Here is a 14,696-nt window from a genome sequence, read left to right as displayed (position 1 = left end):
GAAGCAAACATGGTTGCTATGGTTCCGTTGGCAAACACCGAAAGGCCGCCAAAGCCCGTTCTCGGCTGGCTTTTAAATCCACCATAGGCTCTGGATAAGCCGGCCCAAATAAATCATTACTGCCGGCACCGGTGTGAATGCCCTTCCCCTCAATGGCCGCGAGCTCCGGCAGCCACTGCCGAATAAAGGCGCCATCAGGATCGAAACGCTGTGATTGGGTAACGGGATTAAAAATCCGAAAATACGGCACCGCATCCGTGCCCGTCGACGCACTCCACTGCCAGCCACCATTGTTCGCAGCCAGCTCGCCATCGATTAAATGGCGCATAAACCACGACTCACCCAAACGCCAATCCAACAATAAATTTTTACTCAAAAACATGGCGCAAACCATGCGCAAGCGGTTGTGCATCCAGCCCGTGGCCAAAAGTTGGCGCATGGCCGCATCAATCAGCGGGATGCCGGTTCGCCCCTGCTGCCAGCGTGCAAGCTCTTCTGGCGCCGATCGCCAGGCCAAGTGCTGGGTTTGCAGCTTAAACGGCTGCCCCATAGACAGACGCGGATAAGCCAGCAAGAGGTGTTGGTAAAACTCACGCCACAGCAATTCATTCAGCCAGGTCTGTACCCCTTCGGAGCCCGTGGCCCATTCGCCTTGGTTTTCCGCCAAGGCCCGCACCAAACACTGACGCACCGACAGCACGCCCGCTGCCAAATAGGGCGACAGCTGACTGGTCCCTGGTAGGCTGGGCACGTCGCGCTGACGGTGATAGTCGTGTACGTGCGCATGCACAAAATCATCTAAGCGCTGCTGCGCCGCGGCTTCGCCCGCAGGCCACAAAGCCTGTATCGACTCAGTAGTCTCAGGCCAAATACTCTCACCCACCTCATCTGAAGCCAAGCCCAAAGGCCGCTGCGGCTTGGGCACCGGTAAAATCGAAGGCATCTGGCCCGACAAGCGCTGCAGCGCCACCCGCTTAAACGCGGTAAACACTTTAAACGGCTCACCGCTTTGGTTGAGCACGCTGCCCGGCACCAGCAGGCCTTTATCTTGCTGCATCAGACGGCCAACGCCGATTTTGATCAAAGCTTCTCCAACGGCCTCATCTCGGCGCGCTTCATTCACGCCATATTCTTGCTGATGGTGTAGCTGGGCAATGTTCAGGCTCTGGCACAGCTCGACCATGGCCGGCGCCACCTGCGCCCAATCATCAACCTGCAAAAGCCGTAGCGGTACATTCAGTTCGGCTAAGCGCGACCGCAGCTGCGCTAAATGACGCCGCCAAAAATCCACCTTACAGTCGGCGTCTTCGTGGGCCCGCCATTGCCCTGGGCTGACCACAAACACAGCCACCGTTGGCCCAGCAGCCATCGCTGCGCTTAAGGCGGCGTGGTCGGTAACCCTTAAATCGGTTCGAAACCAAACCAGCTGGCGCCGTAAGGCCTTCTCTTGGCCGCTGGCCCATGATTGATCAAGCATGTTCGATCACCATCAAGGCCAAAGTATCCGTTTCATAGGCTTCAAACACGTGGGCCACATCGGCAGCGTAGCGAATGTAGTCACCGGCCACCAACACCTCAGCCTGATCACTCGGCCCGACTAAGGCCCGACCGCGGCACAAAAACACATGTTCTACCGTGCCTGGCCAATGCGGCTCAGAGCGCCTAGGTTCGCCCGGCTGAACATTGAGTCGATAGACGTCGCGCTGGCCACCAGAAGGCCCGCTCGACAATAAGGTCGCACGATAAATCGCCTGTTCCGAAGCGGTAGAGACCCCCTCATCAGCGCGAATCAACTCAACTTGAGGCTGCGGCGGCGCAATCAGCTGGCTAACCGGCACGTTTAAGGCCAAGGCCAGCGCCCATAGGGTTTCCAAGCTAGGATTACCGCTGCCGGCTTCTAGCTGAGACAGGCTGGATTTGGCAATCCCGGCGCGCTTAGCCAATTCAGTCATCGATAGGCGCTGCCGTTCTCGCTCATTTTTAATCGCGTTCGACAGCAGAGTCATGGGATGGGGCGAGGACGTCACCCCGGTAGTCACATTGTTCATTATAAAATCCAAACGTTCATCTTGACGAACAAAATCAATCGGCGCACTATAACGACCTATTGTTCAATATATCGAATAATAACGGGATTAGGGCCACAAGACCAGCCCCTATATTGCCTGTTCAACCACTGATAGAAAGCCGCAGCACATGAATCCACATCTTAGAGGCAGCATTGAAATGAGCGTCGCCATGGCCATCTCTGGCACCATTGGCTGGTTTGTCCTACAAACAGGCCTACCGGCCCAGGCCGTGGTGTTTTGGCGCTGCCTCTTTGGCGCTGCCGCCATGTTTGCCGCCTGCGCCTATGCCGGCTTATTACAGCCCAAATACTTTAGCCGTAACCAAGTCGCGTGGATTTTACTCGGGGCGCTGGCGCTGATCGCCAACTGGATTTTGCTGTTTGCGGCCTATCGACACACCTCAATTGCCGTCGCCACCGTGGTGTACCACACCCAGCCCTTCATGCTGGTTTTATTAAGCCTCATCCTGTTTCGCGAGACCCTCAAGCGCCCTCAGCTCGCGTGGTTAACCCTCGCTTTTGGGGGCATGTTGCTGATCATCATCGGCAAGCAAAGCAGCGCTCACGCCGGCACCGATTACTTACTTGGGGTGGGATTGGCTCTGGGTGCGGCTTTCTTTTACGCCATTGCCGCCTTGATCACCAAACGGCTAACCGGTACGCCACCGCAGCTGATTGTGCTGCTGCAGCTCAGCCTCGGCATTGTGCTGCTGGCGCCGTTCGCCCAATTGGGCACGCTGCCTGACACCTTCTCACTGTGGGGTTTATTGCTCACCCTCGGCGTGCTGCACACAGGGCTGATGTCGACGCTGCTGTACGGCGCCTTGCAAAAAATACCCACCGTCTTGGTGGGCACGCTGTCTTTCATTTACCCCGTAGTGGCGATTTTGGTGGACTGGCTAGCCCTAGGCCATCGCCTCAGTGGCATACAGCTCCTAGGCACCTTAGCCATTTTGGCCGCAGCAGCCGGCATGACGCTGGGCCCCCAGCTCAAAGCCTTAAAACACCGCTCGACACGCTAATCGTTAAGAACTTGGGGGGCATGATCACGACAAAGGCTTCATCATGTGCACCACTTCGAGCCGAATCGGACTTTGCCCATGTGAGAAAAACCCATGTGCCCCCGCCACAAAACCTTGGCGTTCATAAAACGGCACCGCCGTCAGCGTGGCCTCCAAATAAGCAACCGTCACGCCCTGTGCACGCATGACCTCAAGCGCATGCAGCAACAAGGCGTGGCCTACGCCACGGCGTGCGCCGCGCCCCGCCACAAAGAGCTTGGTCACTTCATGGCCATCCACCTCAATAAAGCCCAATAAACCCGCATCGGTTTCAGCCACCCATAGCCGCCCAGCCTCAATGGCCGGCTCATACATCACCGCCTGCCGTCCAGCCAACCATGAATCGATTTGTGCCCTGCTGTAGTCAACCCCACACAGCTGCCGTACCGAATCTTGGTGTAGCTCATAAATGGCCTCCTGATCCATCGTCTTCGCCGCCCGAATATGAATGCTCGTCATCATTTTGGCTCCTGTCACGCCGAACCAATCGGCAAGTGGTTGCGCACCCAACGAGCGGCATCGATCAACTCCGAAGCCGTGAGGCCAATCGGGCCAATACCGCTACTGACTAAGTAATCGGCTGCGGCGCCATGTAGCCATACGCCGGCACGCACCGCCTCGCTCATAGGGCAGCCCTGAGCCAATAGGCCGCCAATCAAGCCGGATAAAACGTCGCCGCTGCCTGCCGTCGCCAAGCCAACGTTGCCGCTATCGTTCACCCACAGCTCACCTTCTGGCGACGCGACGATGGACTCATGCCCTTTTAACACCACCCAAGCGCCATAGATTTGAGCCAAGGCCCTTGCGGCGCCGGCTCGATCACTCTGAATCGCCGCCGTGGTTTGTCCCAGTAGCCGGCCAGCCTCACCCGGATGCGGCGTCAACACCGTCGTTGCGCCCGCCGCCAATCGATGTGGCTGCTGGGCCAATAGCGTCAGCGCATCAGCATCCAAGACCACGGGGCTTAAGCTAGGGTTGTGAATGACTTTATGCAGCAGCATGGGCGCCTGATGGCCCAATCCCAAACCACAGCCCACTACCCAAGCAGACACCTCACTCAACAGCAACGCATCGGCGGCACTCTTGAGCATTAATTCCGGCGCTTGATCCACTACGGCCAACGGCAAGCTCGCCTGGGCAAAGCCAATGTAAACCTTGCCACAGCCGCTTTTCAAGGCCGCGCGCCCGGCTAAAATAGCGGCGCCCGTCATCCCCTCACTGCCGCCGAGCACCGCCACGGTGCCAAAGCTGCCTTTATGCCCCTCCACACAGCGTGGCTGAGTTAAACAAGGAAATGCCTGAGACTGCCTACGCAGCTTCGTCCAAAATGGTCCTGAATCCATTGCCTTCATACCGGCCTCCTGAGCCCAAATAGTCTTGTCTTGATCCTTGAGTGTGCGCCTTTTGGTTTTAAACATAAAGACGTCTTATAGAACATATTTAAATACTAAAGCGCAAAAAATCATTTTGCCGTACTTTATTGCCACAAATCAGCCATTTTATCCGCCACCACCGTGATTTATAGGGCCAATTGGCTTATAATTAACCGCTTACGTACGCTGTTCCAAAGGGCCCGCAGACGCCCAATAGGCAGCTCGTCTTAAGTACGTTAAAATCCAACCTGATAATAAACTCTTTTAAGTCGACATAAAGGAAGAATGCGATGAAACCATTACTCACCACCGCCGTGGCGTTGCTAACCGGCCTATTAACCGCCTGTGGTCCTAGCCAACAGGACAGCACGGCCCCGACCGAAGCCGCCGCACCCACCAAAATCGTGGTGGCGTTGGATGACAATTTCCCGCCCATGGGCTTTCGTGATGACAAAAACGAACTGGTCGGCTTTGACATCGACATGGCGCGCGAAGCCGCAACCCGCATGGGCATTGAAGCTGAATTCAAGCCCATTGACTGGAGCGCCAAAGAATCTGAGCTGAACAGCAAGCGCGTAGACCTATTATGGAATGGCCTAACCATTACCGAAGAGCGCAAAAAGAACATCAACTTCACCAGCCCCTATATGGAAAACCACCAAATCATCATCGTCAACGCCGACTCTGACATCAAAACCAAAGCCGACTTAGCCGATAAAGTGGTCGGGGTACAGGATGGCAGCAGCGCCGTGAACGCCATCGAAGCCGATGAAGCCGCCGCCAAAAGCATGAAAGAGCTGAAAAAATACGGCGACAACGTCGTGGCCCTACTGGACTTAAACACCAAACGCATTCAAGCCCTAGTGGTGGATGAAGTAGTGGGTCGCTACTATGTGGCCAAACACCCAGAAGACTACACCATTTTGGAAGACAACTTCGGCACTGAAGAATACGGCGTCGGCGTGGGTAAACACAATGAAGCCCTATTGGCCGACTTACAAAAAGCCTTAGACGACATGAAAGCAGACGGAACTTCTGCTAAAATCGCCACCAAATGGTTCGGTCGCGACATCATTAAGTAAGCTGTTTTATTGAATAAGAAAAAAGCGCTTCCGCGAGGCAGCGTTTTTTTCTGCTTTAAGCCTCACACTACTGGACAGCCTCCATGGATTATTTGATACAAATTATGGGCCCCCTCTGGGAGGGCACCACCATCACGCTGAAGCTTTTTGGCGTGACGCTCTTGCTGTCGATACCGCTGGGCTTAAGCCTGGCTTTAATGCGCCTGTCGCGCTTTAAATCCTTAGATCGCCTGGTGAATGGCTATATTTGGGTCATGCGCGGTACGCCGCTGATGCTGCAAATGCTGTTCGTCTACTTTGCCCTGCCCTCGTTTGGCATTTTACTGCCTGACTTTTTAGCCGCCATCGTGGCCTTTACGCTGAACTATGCGGCCTATTTTGCCGAGATTTTCCGCGCCGGCATTCAGTCCATCGGCAAGGGCCAATACGAAGCCGCCCAGGTATTGGGCATGAGCTATCCGCAAACCATGCGCCGCATCATCTTGCCGCAAATGGTCAAAAAAATCCTGCCGCCCTTGAGTAACGAAACCATCACCTTGGTCAAAGACACCTCGTTAATCTACGTGCTGGCCTTAAACGACTTACTGCGCGCGGCACGCAATATTGTGCAACGCGACTTTAACATCACCCCGTTTATCGTGGCCGCTGCCTTTTACCTCATCATGACCTTGATTTTGACTTGGTTATTCCAATACATGGAGAAACGCTATGCCGTCTACGAAGACTAAAGTCATGATCAATGCGCAAAACATCGTCAAAAACTACGGCGACGTTAAAGTCTTAAAAGGCGTGTCGCTACAGATTCATGAAAACGAAGTCATCGCCATCATCGGCCCATCAGGTTCTGGTAAAAGCACTTTACTGCGCTGCCTCAACCACTTGGAAGTCATCAACCAAGGCCACATCGACATCAATGGTCGAGCCTTTGTCAGCACCGATGAACAAGGCCACTGCACCTATGTGCCCACTAAGGAAATTCGCAGCATTTGCGCCTCGATTGGCATGGTGTTCCAGCAGTTTAACCTCTTCCCTCACATGACGGTTTTGGATAATTTGCTCGAAGCACCGATGACGGTCAAAGGCATGAAGCGCACCGAAATACTGCCCATTGCCGAAGCCCTGTTGGAAAAGGTTGGCCTGCTGGACAAGCGCGACAACTACCCTTCTCAGCTGTCTGGTGGTCAAAAACAGCGTGTGGCCATTGCCCGCGCCTTGGCCATGGAACCGCAAATCTTGCTGTTTGATGAGCCCACCTCTGCGCTTGACCCTGAGCTCACTGGCGAAGTATTGCGCACCATTCGTGATTTGGCGCGAGAAGACATGACCATGGTCGTGGTCACGCATGAAATGGCCTTTGCTCGCGAAGTGGCCAATACCGTGTACTTTATGGACCAAGGCGTCATCGCCGAAGGCGGCGAAGCCCATGCGTTTTTCGACAACCCCCAAAACGAACGCACGCAGGCATTTTTGGGTCGACTCTAGCGTTTCAGAACCCATTAAAAAACCGGCCTAGGCCGGTTTTTTAATGGGTGTCACAAGGTAGGCTAACTGGCTAACCCTCGCAGGCGCCGCACCCACACAAAGGCCAAGGATGGCGCCAGCGCAAACAGCACAAACACCCACAGCGCCGCGCTTTGGGCCCCAACCACGCCACCTGGCTGAGTCAGCCCAGCACCGTTGGCCACCACGCCAGCTAAAGCCGCTGCAAACGCCGTGGCGTATAGCTGGATGGTGGAAATAGAAGCCGAAGCCAATCCTTCTTGACCCTTGGGCGCAGAGTTAAGCACATGAGTCAGCAGGTGCGGCCAGCCCATGCCAATGCCTAGGCCCACGCCCGCTAAAGCAATGCAATACACCACCAACTGTGGCGTAGCAGTAAGCCAGCCTAGCAGCGGCGTCATGGCGGCTAGGCTCAACAGCGCCACCACGATGACTAAGGGCCCAAACTTCAGCATGCTGGCCACAATGTGGCCGTTTTTACCCGCACTGTACACCGAACCCACCGTCCAGCCCGCCGCCATCGCCGCCGTCATATAGCCTGCCGTCAGCGGACTAAAGCCGTGAATGGTTTGTAAGAAATACGGCACGAAAATTTCTGGGGTGATGCTGGCCACCAATAAACACATCATCGCATACACCACGCCCAGCTGCGTCGACAGCGTATAGGCACCGCTGGGCAATAGCTTCACCTGAGCGCGCGTGTCCCGCCGCCCCACCATCACCACAATGGCCAAGCCCGCCACAATACCCAATACTTGCCACATTAAATCAGGCGACAGGCTCGCCACCGAAATCACCAATACCGACGCCACCAAGAGGCCGATGGTCAAGGCAGGGATACGGATCGGCACCGGGCTTTTCACCGGATGCGGCGACAGCTCACGCATCACGATCAGCGCCAACACCAGCGCCACCGGCAATAAAAATAAAAATGCCCAGCGCCAATGTCCGCCCTGAGCAAACAGGCCGCCAATGGCTGGACCGCATAAAGTCGCAATGCCCCACATGCCCGATACCAAGGCCATGCCGCGAGCCCATAGATGCGATTCAAACAAGAGACGAATCAAGGCGTAGCTTAAAGCCATCAAAATACCACCGCCCAAACCTTGAATGCTGCGCCCCAGCAGCAGCAGCGGCATCGACGGAGCCAAAGCACACAGTAAAGTCCCGCAGCTAAACACCGCCAGCCCCAATAAATAAGCCCAACGCGGACCAAGCTGGTCAATCAACTTGGCCGCCAAAGTCGACCCCACGATAGACGTCACCACAAACAGCGTGGTGCTCCAGGCGTAATAGGCTAAGCCACCAATGTCGGCAATGATGCTGGGCAAAATGGTGACCACAATGTAGACATTAATCGCGTGTAGGGCCACGCCGCCGGCCAGCGCAATGCTGCGTAGGCCGTTACGGCCCGATAAGAGGGCGCGCCAAGACGCATCTGGCGGGTTAGACAAACTCATGAATGATTCCTTTATTCGACAATCTGCGTTGATTTAGGTATTATCCAAGAAATTACTTGGATAATTCGGTCATCTTAAATGAGCCACTCAAATGAGACAAGCAAAAACTTAGCCAACGCCGTGGCAGAACACCGCGGCAACCGGGTTTTATTTACCATCAAAACCAAAGGCCCCATCGCCACGGCGGCTTTAGCCTCAAGCTTAGGCCTAACCGTCGAAGCCGCCCGCCTACAGGTTCAAAAGCTATTGGCCGCCGGCTTAATCAACGGCCAGCACACGCCCAGCGAAGGTGCGGGGCGACCGCGCCAAAACTGGGTGGTGAGCACTGCTGGCCAGCGCTGCTTTCCTGACACCCACGCCCAGCTTACCGAACAGCTCATTCAATCGATTCGCCAGCTGTTTGGCGAAGAAGGCCTAGAGCGGTTGATCCTACAAAAAACCGAGGCCACCCAAAAACTGTATCAACAGCACTGCACCAGCACCGATCTTGCTGAACGCCTCCAGCAGCTCACCGACATACGCAGCGACGAAGGCTATATGGCTCACCTTGAAGCCGATCAAGCCACTTGGCTCTTGGTCGAAGACCACTGCCCCATTTGCGTTGCCGCTCAAGCCTGTCAAGGCTTTTGCCGTGCCGAACTACAGCTTTTTCAAGACATTGTCGGGCCCAACGCCCACGTCAGCCGCGAGCAACACCTCCTCAGCCAAGGCACGCGCTGCGTCTACCGCATCACCCCGCTTGAGGTCTGAGGATGATCGGCTAAAAAGGCCTCAAACGCCAACAAGGCTTGGCTGACGTGCTTTTGCCTATGCTTCAATAGCCATAGGGCACGCTGTAACAGCACATCGCTCAGCGGCCACTCCTGCAGCAGGCCCCGGGCCAAATCATCGGCCACCACATGGCGCGACAAACAGCCCACGCCCAAATCATGCCGCACCGCTTGCTTAATCGCTTCCGAATGCCCCAGCTCCATGCCAATGAGGCTCTCGGGCACATGCTGTAACAGCAGTTGTTCAACGGTTTCGCGCGTCCCCGAACCGGCCTCTCGGACAATAAACGGCACCTGCGCCAGCTGGCTTAACGCCAATGGCTTCACCGCCTTGGGCAGCCAGCGCGACTGCGGCGCCGCAAACAGCACCATTTCATCTTTTTGCCACACGTCTCCCACCACGTCTGGGTGGCTAAAACGCCCCTCGATCAGCGCTAAGTCATAGTCTAAACGCGCCTGAGCCGCCACAATTTCACGGCTATTGGCCACCGTCACTTTAAAGTTAACCAAGGGGTGGTGCTGGCGAAACTCGGCCAAGAGCGCTGGGAGTAAATAATTGCCAATCGTGGTGCTGGCGCCGATGTGGATCAACGCCGCTCCCTGCTGAAACAAAGATTCCACCTCTTGCGCACCTTCCAAGAGCGCCAGCGCCTTTGGATACAGTACCCGCGCATGCTCGTTCGGCAATAGCTGACGACCGACGCGATCAAACAACGCCACCCCCAGCTGTTGCTCCAAAGCACCCAAGGCGGTACTGACGGCCGATTGAGACAGGTTCAGCGCCACCGCGGCCTGAGTGGTCGACGCCTGCTGCTCAATGGCCACAAATATTTGCAGCTGCCGTAGTGATATATGCATGACTCAACCTATCAATAAAAATGATCAAACTTAACAATATTATCTGTTTTTATGAACAATTAAAACACTTTACAATAAAGGCCAAATCATTTCATAAAGAGCCATTCATGATTGCCACACCCATTCGCCAACACCTTCCGGGGCTGATCCTCGTCGGCATCCTCACCTATTTTGCCATCTGGCTAGACCAAACCGGCTATGTGGCCCACCTCGGCCTCAGCGCCCTAACCCTAGCCATCATTTTGGGCATGCTGTTGGGCAACACCGTCTACCCCCGTCTGAGCGCCCCCTGCCATGCTGGCGTGGTCTTCAGTAAGGGCAAGCTACTGCGTTGGGGCATTATTTTATACGGCATGCGGCTCACTTTTCAGCAAATTGCCGCCGTTGGCACCGGCAGTATTTTGAGCGATGCGCTCATGCTGTGCAGCACCTTCTTACTGGCCTATTGGCTGGGTACGCGCTGGCTCAAGCTGGACAAAGACACCGCGATCTTAATTGGTGCCGGCAGCAGTATTTGTGGTGCCGCCGCCGTCATGGCCACCGAGCCCGTCTTGCGTGCCCAAGCCAATAAAGTCACGGTAGCCGTCGCCACGGTGGTGATTTTCGGCACGGTGTGTATGTTTTTATATCCGCAGATGTACGCTTGGCAACTTTGGCCCATCAGCGACAAAGCCTTTGGCCTCTACATAGGCTCCAGCATCCACGAAGTCGCCCAAGTCGTGGCCGCCGGGCGCGACATTAACCCAGACGTCGCCAATATTGCCGTCACCACCAAAATGATCCGGGTGATGATGCTGGCGCCATTCTTGGTCATCCTGTCTATTTGGCTTGCCCGCCGTAGCGCATCTGTCCAGACTGCGGATGCGGCGCAAGGCGCTCAAACCAAGCCCAAAATCACCATCCCTTGGTTTGCCTTTGGCTTTATGGCGGTGGCGGGTTTTAACTCACTGAATCTGTTACCAGCGCCCTGGGTGACGGTTTTAATCGACCTTGACACCATTTTATTGACCATGGCCATGACGGCGCTTGGCCTGACCACCCACTTTAAGGCTATCCGTGAGGCCGGTATAAAACCCCTGCTACTGGGCTTTATCCTGCTGCTGTGGCTGATTATGGCTGGCGGCGGCCTACAGCTGCTGTTATCCTAGGCAGCGGCCATAAAAAAGACGCGCCACGGCGCGTCTTTTTTACACGGTTTCTTCTGGCCTATTTATTGGCCTGACCCATGCGCACAATAGGGGCAGCGCTTTCGCCCTGCGCCATACACTTCATGTTCCAAACCGACTCGCTGCACTGTAAATGACCCACATAGGTCAATTCAACGTTGGGCTTAATCGAAGGAATGTCGTCTTCACGCATGTGGAGCAAATCATTAGGGTTCACCCATTCTGGATTGGCCTTGGTCAGCGGCTTACCTGCAAAGTTAAAGGCTTCAACCACAAACTGCGAGCAAAAATAGCGATCGCTCTTAAACGGCGACACCATAATGGTGGCCATCGAACTCAAGCAAACCGAACGAATCATTCTGGGATTCACCGGCAACTCACACACTTTACGTAAAACAGAAAACGGCGCCTGCTTTAAAATACCGCCATAATTGTATTTACTGCCTTCATGCGAATCGGCAAACGCCACCATTTTGGCCACATCGGCCGACACCAGATCAGGATGACGATACACGGCCACCAAAGTGCTGGTTTCAATCGCCTCAGCCAATGGAATGATGCGAATGCCGGTGCCGATCGACTCGGCGATTAAATTATTGTTCAAGGCAATAAAGGCATGACTAACGGATGCATTGTTAAACAAGCGCACGCCGATGGAGTTCGTCCCATTCTCGGCTGAAAATAAAATGTCTCCTGGGCGCACGTCTTTGGCCTCAATCGGCTTCACACCCTCTCTGGGCGCGGTATTGGTGCGTTGAAACTTAAGCGCGTAAAGCTCTTCCCCCGAAGTTCGCTCCCACTGCGTCACGCAGCCAGCCAGGCTCGCCGTCAACACCATCGCTAAGGCCACTCGCCCTATTTTTTGAAACCAAGACATTTAACGCCCTTTTATGATCAAGCACTCATGAATAAACCAAGCTAAGTTAACAGTCTGTTAACGTAAAAACAAGCAGTTTTACTCAGATTCACACGCATGAGAAGATCGGCTGACCGCTTAAACCAGCGACATGAATCACGCTCACCCTCCGTAGCCCTCACGACCAGACTAGCAAACCATCAAACCCGCGTGAGTCACGACCCACCCTAGGCAAAACGGCCAGCACAGCCGTAAGGTGGGTAAAGCGCAGCCTACCCGCCGCCTTGAAGCACACGTATGTTCATACACCGCATCTATTCACGCTCAAGCTGCCCCGCTCAACGCCTCTTTTCAACGCCTCTTTACTTAGTCATGATTTAAAGGTCAAGTACTGATGCATTCAGCCGATACGCTTATAAAAATTAAAACACTGCAATAATCGCCATTGTTTTTAAAGTTAATTCAATAAATACAGTATTTTACTTGCTTATAAAGTAACGCTTATATATATTAAGCATGTACCATCATATTACTGAATCTAAACCACTAATGCCAAAGGCTTAGTGATTTGGGGTTTAAGCGGTTTACTCAACCAGAACCAAAAAAGGAGCGTCACATGAACACTCAAAGAATCAACGGCAAAACGTTAATGATGATTGGGGTCGCCTCAGTATTGGCTTTAGCAGGCTGTAAAAGTACACAGCCCGTTAACGAAAAACCCATTAGTTATCCAGGCAACGACATTGATGCGCAAGAAAAAGAGCTCAGTGGCTTTCTCTCTCAGCAAGGCATTCCGTTCTCTCGTGATGGCGCTCATTTGGTCATCAATCTTCCAGAAACCATTACCTTCCCCAGCAGCAGCGCCACCTTAAAGCCAGAAGGCAACAGCGTGATCACCCAGATCGCCAAGGTTTTGTCTAAATACACCCAAAGCACGGTGACCGTGATTGGCCATACCGACTCAACCGGCAGCGCCGAACTCAATAACCGCCTATCGGTACAGCGTGCCGAAAGCGTGGCCAATATCATGAAAAACAACGGTGTGGGCGACTTCCGCCTCAAAGCGCTGGGCGCAGGCTCGAGCAAACCCGTTGCCAGCAATGACACCGCTGAAGGCAAAGCCAAAAATCGCCGCGTCGACATCGTACTGTCGCCGCTACAGCTAAAACGCTAAATCGATACCATAAAAAAGGTTGGCCTCGGCCAACCTTTTTTAGGTTTTACACAAACATACCGTAGAAAATCGCAGACACCGTCACCAGACCAATCACCGTCACAAACACATTGCTCATTCGCCCCTTATAGGCCGCTAAAGCAGGCAGTTTATGAATGGCATACATAGGCAGCAACAGTAAGATCACCGCGCCGGTAGGGCCACTGATGCGCTCAATAATGGTCAAGATACTGGGGTTAAAATAAGCCATAACCCAGCACGTCACAATCATAAACACAAAAATAATCCGATTCACCGCAACCGTTGATAACGTCTTTTGCCTACTAGCCCCCACGCCCAGCACGATCTCACGCATGGCGTCATAAGCACCCACATAATGCCCTAAAAAAGACTTAGTAATGGCCACAAACGCAATCATGGGCGCCAAATAAGACAAAATAGGCGTGTCAAAATGGTTGGCCAAATACGACAGTATGGAAATATTCTGCTGCTTGGCCTCGGCCAAGCCTGCGGGCGACACGCTTAAAATACAGCTGTACACAAAGAACAACACCGTCGTCACCATTAATAGATAGCTATAGCGTTGAATTTGCCGACATTTAGCGTCGCTGCTGGCCTTGCCATACCGCTGGCGCTGCGCCACCACAAAAGGCGAAATAATCGGGTAATGATTAAAAGACATCACCAAAACCGGAAAAGCCATCCATAAGGTCATCACCACCCCCGAACCGGTGGCCCCGATCGATGCGGCCGCACCCTCTTGGAAAATCGCGCCATTCCACTGCGGGATTAAATACAGCCCCATAAACCATAAAGACGCAATAAAGGGATAGGTTAGCCAGCTCATGATCCGCATAATCAGGCTTTGCCCCAATCGCACAATCGCCATCAGGCCCAAAATCAAAACCATGGCAACCAAGGCCCGAGATGGCTCAGCCAGGTGCAGTTGATGCACCATAAAACTAATGGCGGTATTGGTGATGGCCACGGCATACATCAACAATATCGTGTAAATGGCAAAAAAATACACCAGCGTAAATACTTTACTGGCCGTGGGACCAAAATACTCTGCCACCACACCCACAATGCCTTCATCAGCCCTGTCTGCGGCCCCCACAAATCGGGCCAAGGCACGATGGGCAAAATAGGTGATGGGAAAGGCCAAGGCGGTCACAATCAACAGCGGCCATAAGCCACCAATGCCTGCATTAATCGGCAAGAATAGGACGCCGGCGCCAATTGCGGTGCCAAACATACCCAATAACCAAATCGTGTCTTGCCCATGCCATTTATGAGGATCGGCTTTGTCTAAAGCGTTCATGTGTTTC

At 54.0% G+C, this 14,696-nt stretch carries 15 protein-coding genes; 7 read left to right on the top strand and 8 right to left on the bottom strand.

Annotation, left to right across the window (positions count from 1 at the left end; genetic code table 11):
- Positions 1 to 16 precede the first annotated feature (16 nt).
- Together phrB and AB8Q18_03945 are read right to left on the bottom strand one after the other, a co-directional pair.
- Entirely contained in the window at positions 17 to 1,477 is a 1,461-nt protein-coding gene (gene phrB / locus AB8Q18_03950; GenBank protein XDZ52211.1) for a deoxyribodipyrimidine photo-lyase, read from the bottom strand.
- Positions 1,470 to 2,048 carry a helix-turn-helix domain-containing protein gene (locus AB8Q18_03945; GenBank protein XDZ52210.1) on the bottom strand — a complete coding sequence of 193 codons (579 nt, stop codon included), beginning with the start codon at positions 2,046 to 2,048 and terminating at the stop codon, positions 1,470 to 1,472. The genes phrB and AB8Q18_03945 overlap by 8 nt, the downstream gene beginning before the upstream one ends.
- A gap of 148 nt (positions 2,049 to 2,196) precedes the next feature.
- Between AB8Q18_03945 and AB8Q18_03940 the strand changes: the two genes are divergently transcribed.
- On the top strand, positions 2,197 to 3,090 hold the full coding sequence (locus tag AB8Q18_03940) for a DMT family transporter (GenBank protein ID XDZ52209.1): 894 nt from the start codon (positions 2,197 to 2,199) through the stop codon (positions 3,088 to 3,090).
- 24 nt (positions 3,091 to 3,114) lie between these two features.
- Here the strand turns inward: AB8Q18_03940 and AB8Q18_03935 are convergent, their stop codons facing one another.
- Positions 3,115 to 3,591: a GNAT family N-acetyltransferase gene (locus AB8Q18_03935; GenBank protein XDZ52208.1), complete on the bottom strand. Its 477-nt coding sequence runs from the start codon at positions 3,589 to 3,591 to the stop codon at positions 3,115 to 3,117.
- Positions 3,592 to 3,602: 11 nt separating this feature from the next.
- Positions 3,603 to 4,481, bottom strand: a complete 879-nt coding sequence (locus AB8Q18_03930) for an NAD(P)H-hydrate dehydratase (protein XDZ52207.1) — start codon at positions 4,479 to 4,481, stop codon at positions 3,603 to 3,605.
- Positions 4,482 to 4,792: 311 nt separating this feature from the next.
- On the opposite strand from AB8Q18_03930, the gene AB8Q18_03925 reads away from it, so the two are divergent.
- The 3 genes from AB8Q18_03925 to AB8Q18_03915 all read left to right on the top strand — a co-directional run bounded on the left by AB8Q18_03925 (position 4,793) and on the right by AB8Q18_03915 (position 7,066).
- Positions 4,793 to 5,584: an amino acid ABC transporter substrate-binding protein gene (locus AB8Q18_03925; GenBank protein ID XDZ52206.1), complete on the top strand. Its 792-nt coding sequence runs from the start codon at positions 4,793 to 4,795 to the stop codon at positions 5,582 to 5,584.
- Between the two features lie 83 nt (positions 5,585 to 5,667).
- Positions 5,668 to 6,312, top strand: a complete 645-nt coding sequence (locus AB8Q18_03920) for an amino acid ABC transporter permease (protein XDZ52205.1) — start codon at positions 5,668 to 5,670, stop codon at positions 6,310 to 6,312.
- A gap of 4 nt (positions 6,313 to 6,316) precedes the next feature.
- Positions 6,317 to 7,066, top strand: a complete 750-nt coding sequence (locus tag AB8Q18_03915; protein XDZ52895.1) for an amino acid ABC transporter ATP-binding protein — start codon at positions 6,317 to 6,319, stop codon at positions 7,064 to 7,066.
- 62 nt (positions 7,067 to 7,128) lie between these two features.
- On the opposite strand, the gene AB8Q18_03910 is transcribed toward AB8Q18_03915, so the two are convergent.
- Positions 7,129 to 8,544: an MFS transporter gene (locus AB8Q18_03910; GenBank protein ID XDZ52204.1), complete on the bottom strand. Its 1,416-nt coding sequence runs from the start codon at positions 8,542 to 8,544 to the stop codon at positions 7,129 to 7,131.
- A 78-nt stretch (positions 8,545 to 8,622) separates the two neighbouring features.
- Between AB8Q18_03910 and AB8Q18_03905 the strand changes: the two genes are divergently transcribed.
- Positions 8,623 to 9,294, top strand: coding sequence for a helix-turn-helix transcriptional regulator (locus AB8Q18_03905; GenBank protein ID XDZ52203.1), 672 nt, complete (start codon positions 8,623 to 8,625; stop codon positions 9,292 to 9,294).
- Here AB8Q18_03905 and AB8Q18_03900 read toward each other — a convergent pair.
- Positions 9,267 to 10,172 (bottom strand): LysR family transcriptional regulator, encoded by a 906-nt coding sequence (locus AB8Q18_03900; protein XDZ52202.1) that lies wholly within the window; start codon positions 10,170 to 10,172, stop codon positions 9,267 to 9,269. The two genes, AB8Q18_03905 and AB8Q18_03900, sit on opposite strands and share 28 nt — an antisense overlap.
- 107 nt (positions 10,173 to 10,279) lie before the next feature.
- Here AB8Q18_03900 and AB8Q18_03895 point away from each other — a divergent pair, with 107 nt between their 5' ends.
- Positions 10,280 to 11,320, top strand: a complete 1,041-nt coding sequence (locus tag AB8Q18_03895; GenBank protein ID XDZ52201.1) for a YeiH family protein — start codon at positions 10,280 to 10,282, stop codon at positions 11,318 to 11,320.
- Between the two features lie 58 nt (positions 11,321 to 11,378).
- On the opposite strand, the gene AB8Q18_03890 is transcribed toward AB8Q18_03895, so the two are convergent.
- The gene (locus AB8Q18_03890) at positions 11,379 to 12,215 is read right to left on the bottom strand and encodes a YiiX/YebB-like N1pC/P60 family cysteine hydrolase (protein ID XDZ52200.1); all 837 of its coding nucleotides are present in this window, start codon (positions 12,213 to 12,215) and stop codon (positions 11,379 to 11,381) included.
- 595 nt (positions 12,216 to 12,810) lie between these two features.
- On the opposite strand from AB8Q18_03890, the gene AB8Q18_03885 reads away from it, so the two are divergent.
- Positions 12,811 to 13,368, top strand: coding sequence for an OmpA family protein (locus tag AB8Q18_03885; GenBank protein ID XDZ52199.1), 558 nt, complete (start codon positions 12,811 to 12,813; stop codon positions 13,366 to 13,368).
- Positions 13,369 to 13,414: 46 nt separating this feature from the next.
- Here AB8Q18_03885 and AB8Q18_03880 read toward each other — a convergent pair whose 3' ends face one another.
- Positions 13,415 to 14,689 (bottom strand): HAAAP family serine/threonine permease, encoded by a 1,275-nt coding sequence (locus tag AB8Q18_03880; protein ID XDZ52198.1) that lies wholly within the window; start codon positions 14,687 to 14,689, stop codon positions 13,415 to 13,417.
- Positions 14,690 to 14,696: the final 7 nt, after the last annotated feature.

The sequence above is a fragment of the Neisseriaceae bacterium CLB008 genome (assembly GCA_041228285.1).
GTDB lineage: Bacteria > Pseudomonadota > Gammaproteobacteria > Burkholderiales > Neisseriaceae > JAGNPU01.
The sequence above is the reverse complement of the archived record's forward strand: the minus strand, read 5'-3'. Positions and strand labels throughout refer to the sequence as shown.

What these genes read in the sequence shown, in the direction of transcription:
- AB8Q18_03905 (XDZ52203.1), top strand. Translation starts at nt 8,623, where the DNA reads ATGAGCCACTCAAATGAGACAAGCAAAAACTTAGCCAACGCCGTGGCA.
- AB8Q18_03880 (XDZ52198.1), bottom strand. Translation starts at nt 14,689, where the DNA reads ATGAACGCTTTAGACAAAGCCGATCCTCATAAATGGCATGGGCAAGAC.
- AB8Q18_03935 (XDZ52208.1), bottom strand. Translation starts at nt 3,591, where the DNA reads ATGATGACGAGCATTCATATTCGGGCGGCGAAGACGATGGATCAGGAG.
- AB8Q18_03925 (XDZ52206.1), top strand. Translation starts at nt 4,793, where the DNA reads ATGAAACCATTACTCACCACCGCCGTGGCGTTGCTAACCGGCCTATTA.
- AB8Q18_03945 (XDZ52210.1), bottom strand. Translation starts at nt 2,048, where the DNA reads ATGAACAATGTGACTACCGGGGTGACGTCCTCGCCCCATCCCATGACT.
- AB8Q18_03890 (XDZ52200.1), bottom strand. Translation starts at nt 12,215, where the DNA reads ATGTCTTGGTTTCAAAAAATAGGGCGAGTGGCCTTAGCGATGGTGTTG.
- AB8Q18_03910 (XDZ52204.1), bottom strand. Translation starts at nt 8,544, where the DNA reads ATGAGTTTGTCTAACCCGCCAGATGCGTCTTGGCGCGCCCTCTTATCG.
- AB8Q18_03900 (XDZ52202.1), bottom strand. Translation starts at nt 10,172, where the DNA reads ATGCATATATCACTACGGCAGCTGCAAATATTTGTGGCCATTGAGCAG.
- phrB (XDZ52211.1), bottom strand. Translation starts at nt 1,477, where the DNA reads ATGCTTGATCAATCATGGGCCAGCGGCCAAGAGAAGGCCTTACGGCGC.
- AB8Q18_03885 (XDZ52199.1), top strand. Translation starts at nt 12,811, where the DNA reads ATGAACACTCAAAGAATCAACGGCAAAACGTTAATGATGATTGGGGTC.
- AB8Q18_03920 (XDZ52205.1), top strand. Translation starts at nt 5,668, where the DNA reads ATGGATTATTTGATACAAATTATGGGCCCCCTCTGGGAGGGCACCACC.
- AB8Q18_03930 (XDZ52207.1), bottom strand. Translation starts at nt 4,481, where the DNA reads ATGAAGGCAATGGATTCAGGACCATTTTGGACGAAGCTGCGTAGGCAG.
- AB8Q18_03895 (XDZ52201.1), top strand. Translation starts at nt 10,280, where the DNA reads ATGATTGCCACACCCATTCGCCAACACCTTCCGGGGCTGATCCTCGTC.
- AB8Q18_03940 (XDZ52209.1), top strand. Translation starts at nt 2,197, where the DNA reads ATGAATCCACATCTTAGAGGCAGCATTGAAATGAGCGTCGCCATGGCC.
- AB8Q18_03915 (XDZ52895.1), top strand. Translation starts at nt 6,317, where the DNA reads ATGATCAATGCGCAAAACATCGTCAAAAACTACGGCGACGTTAAAGTC.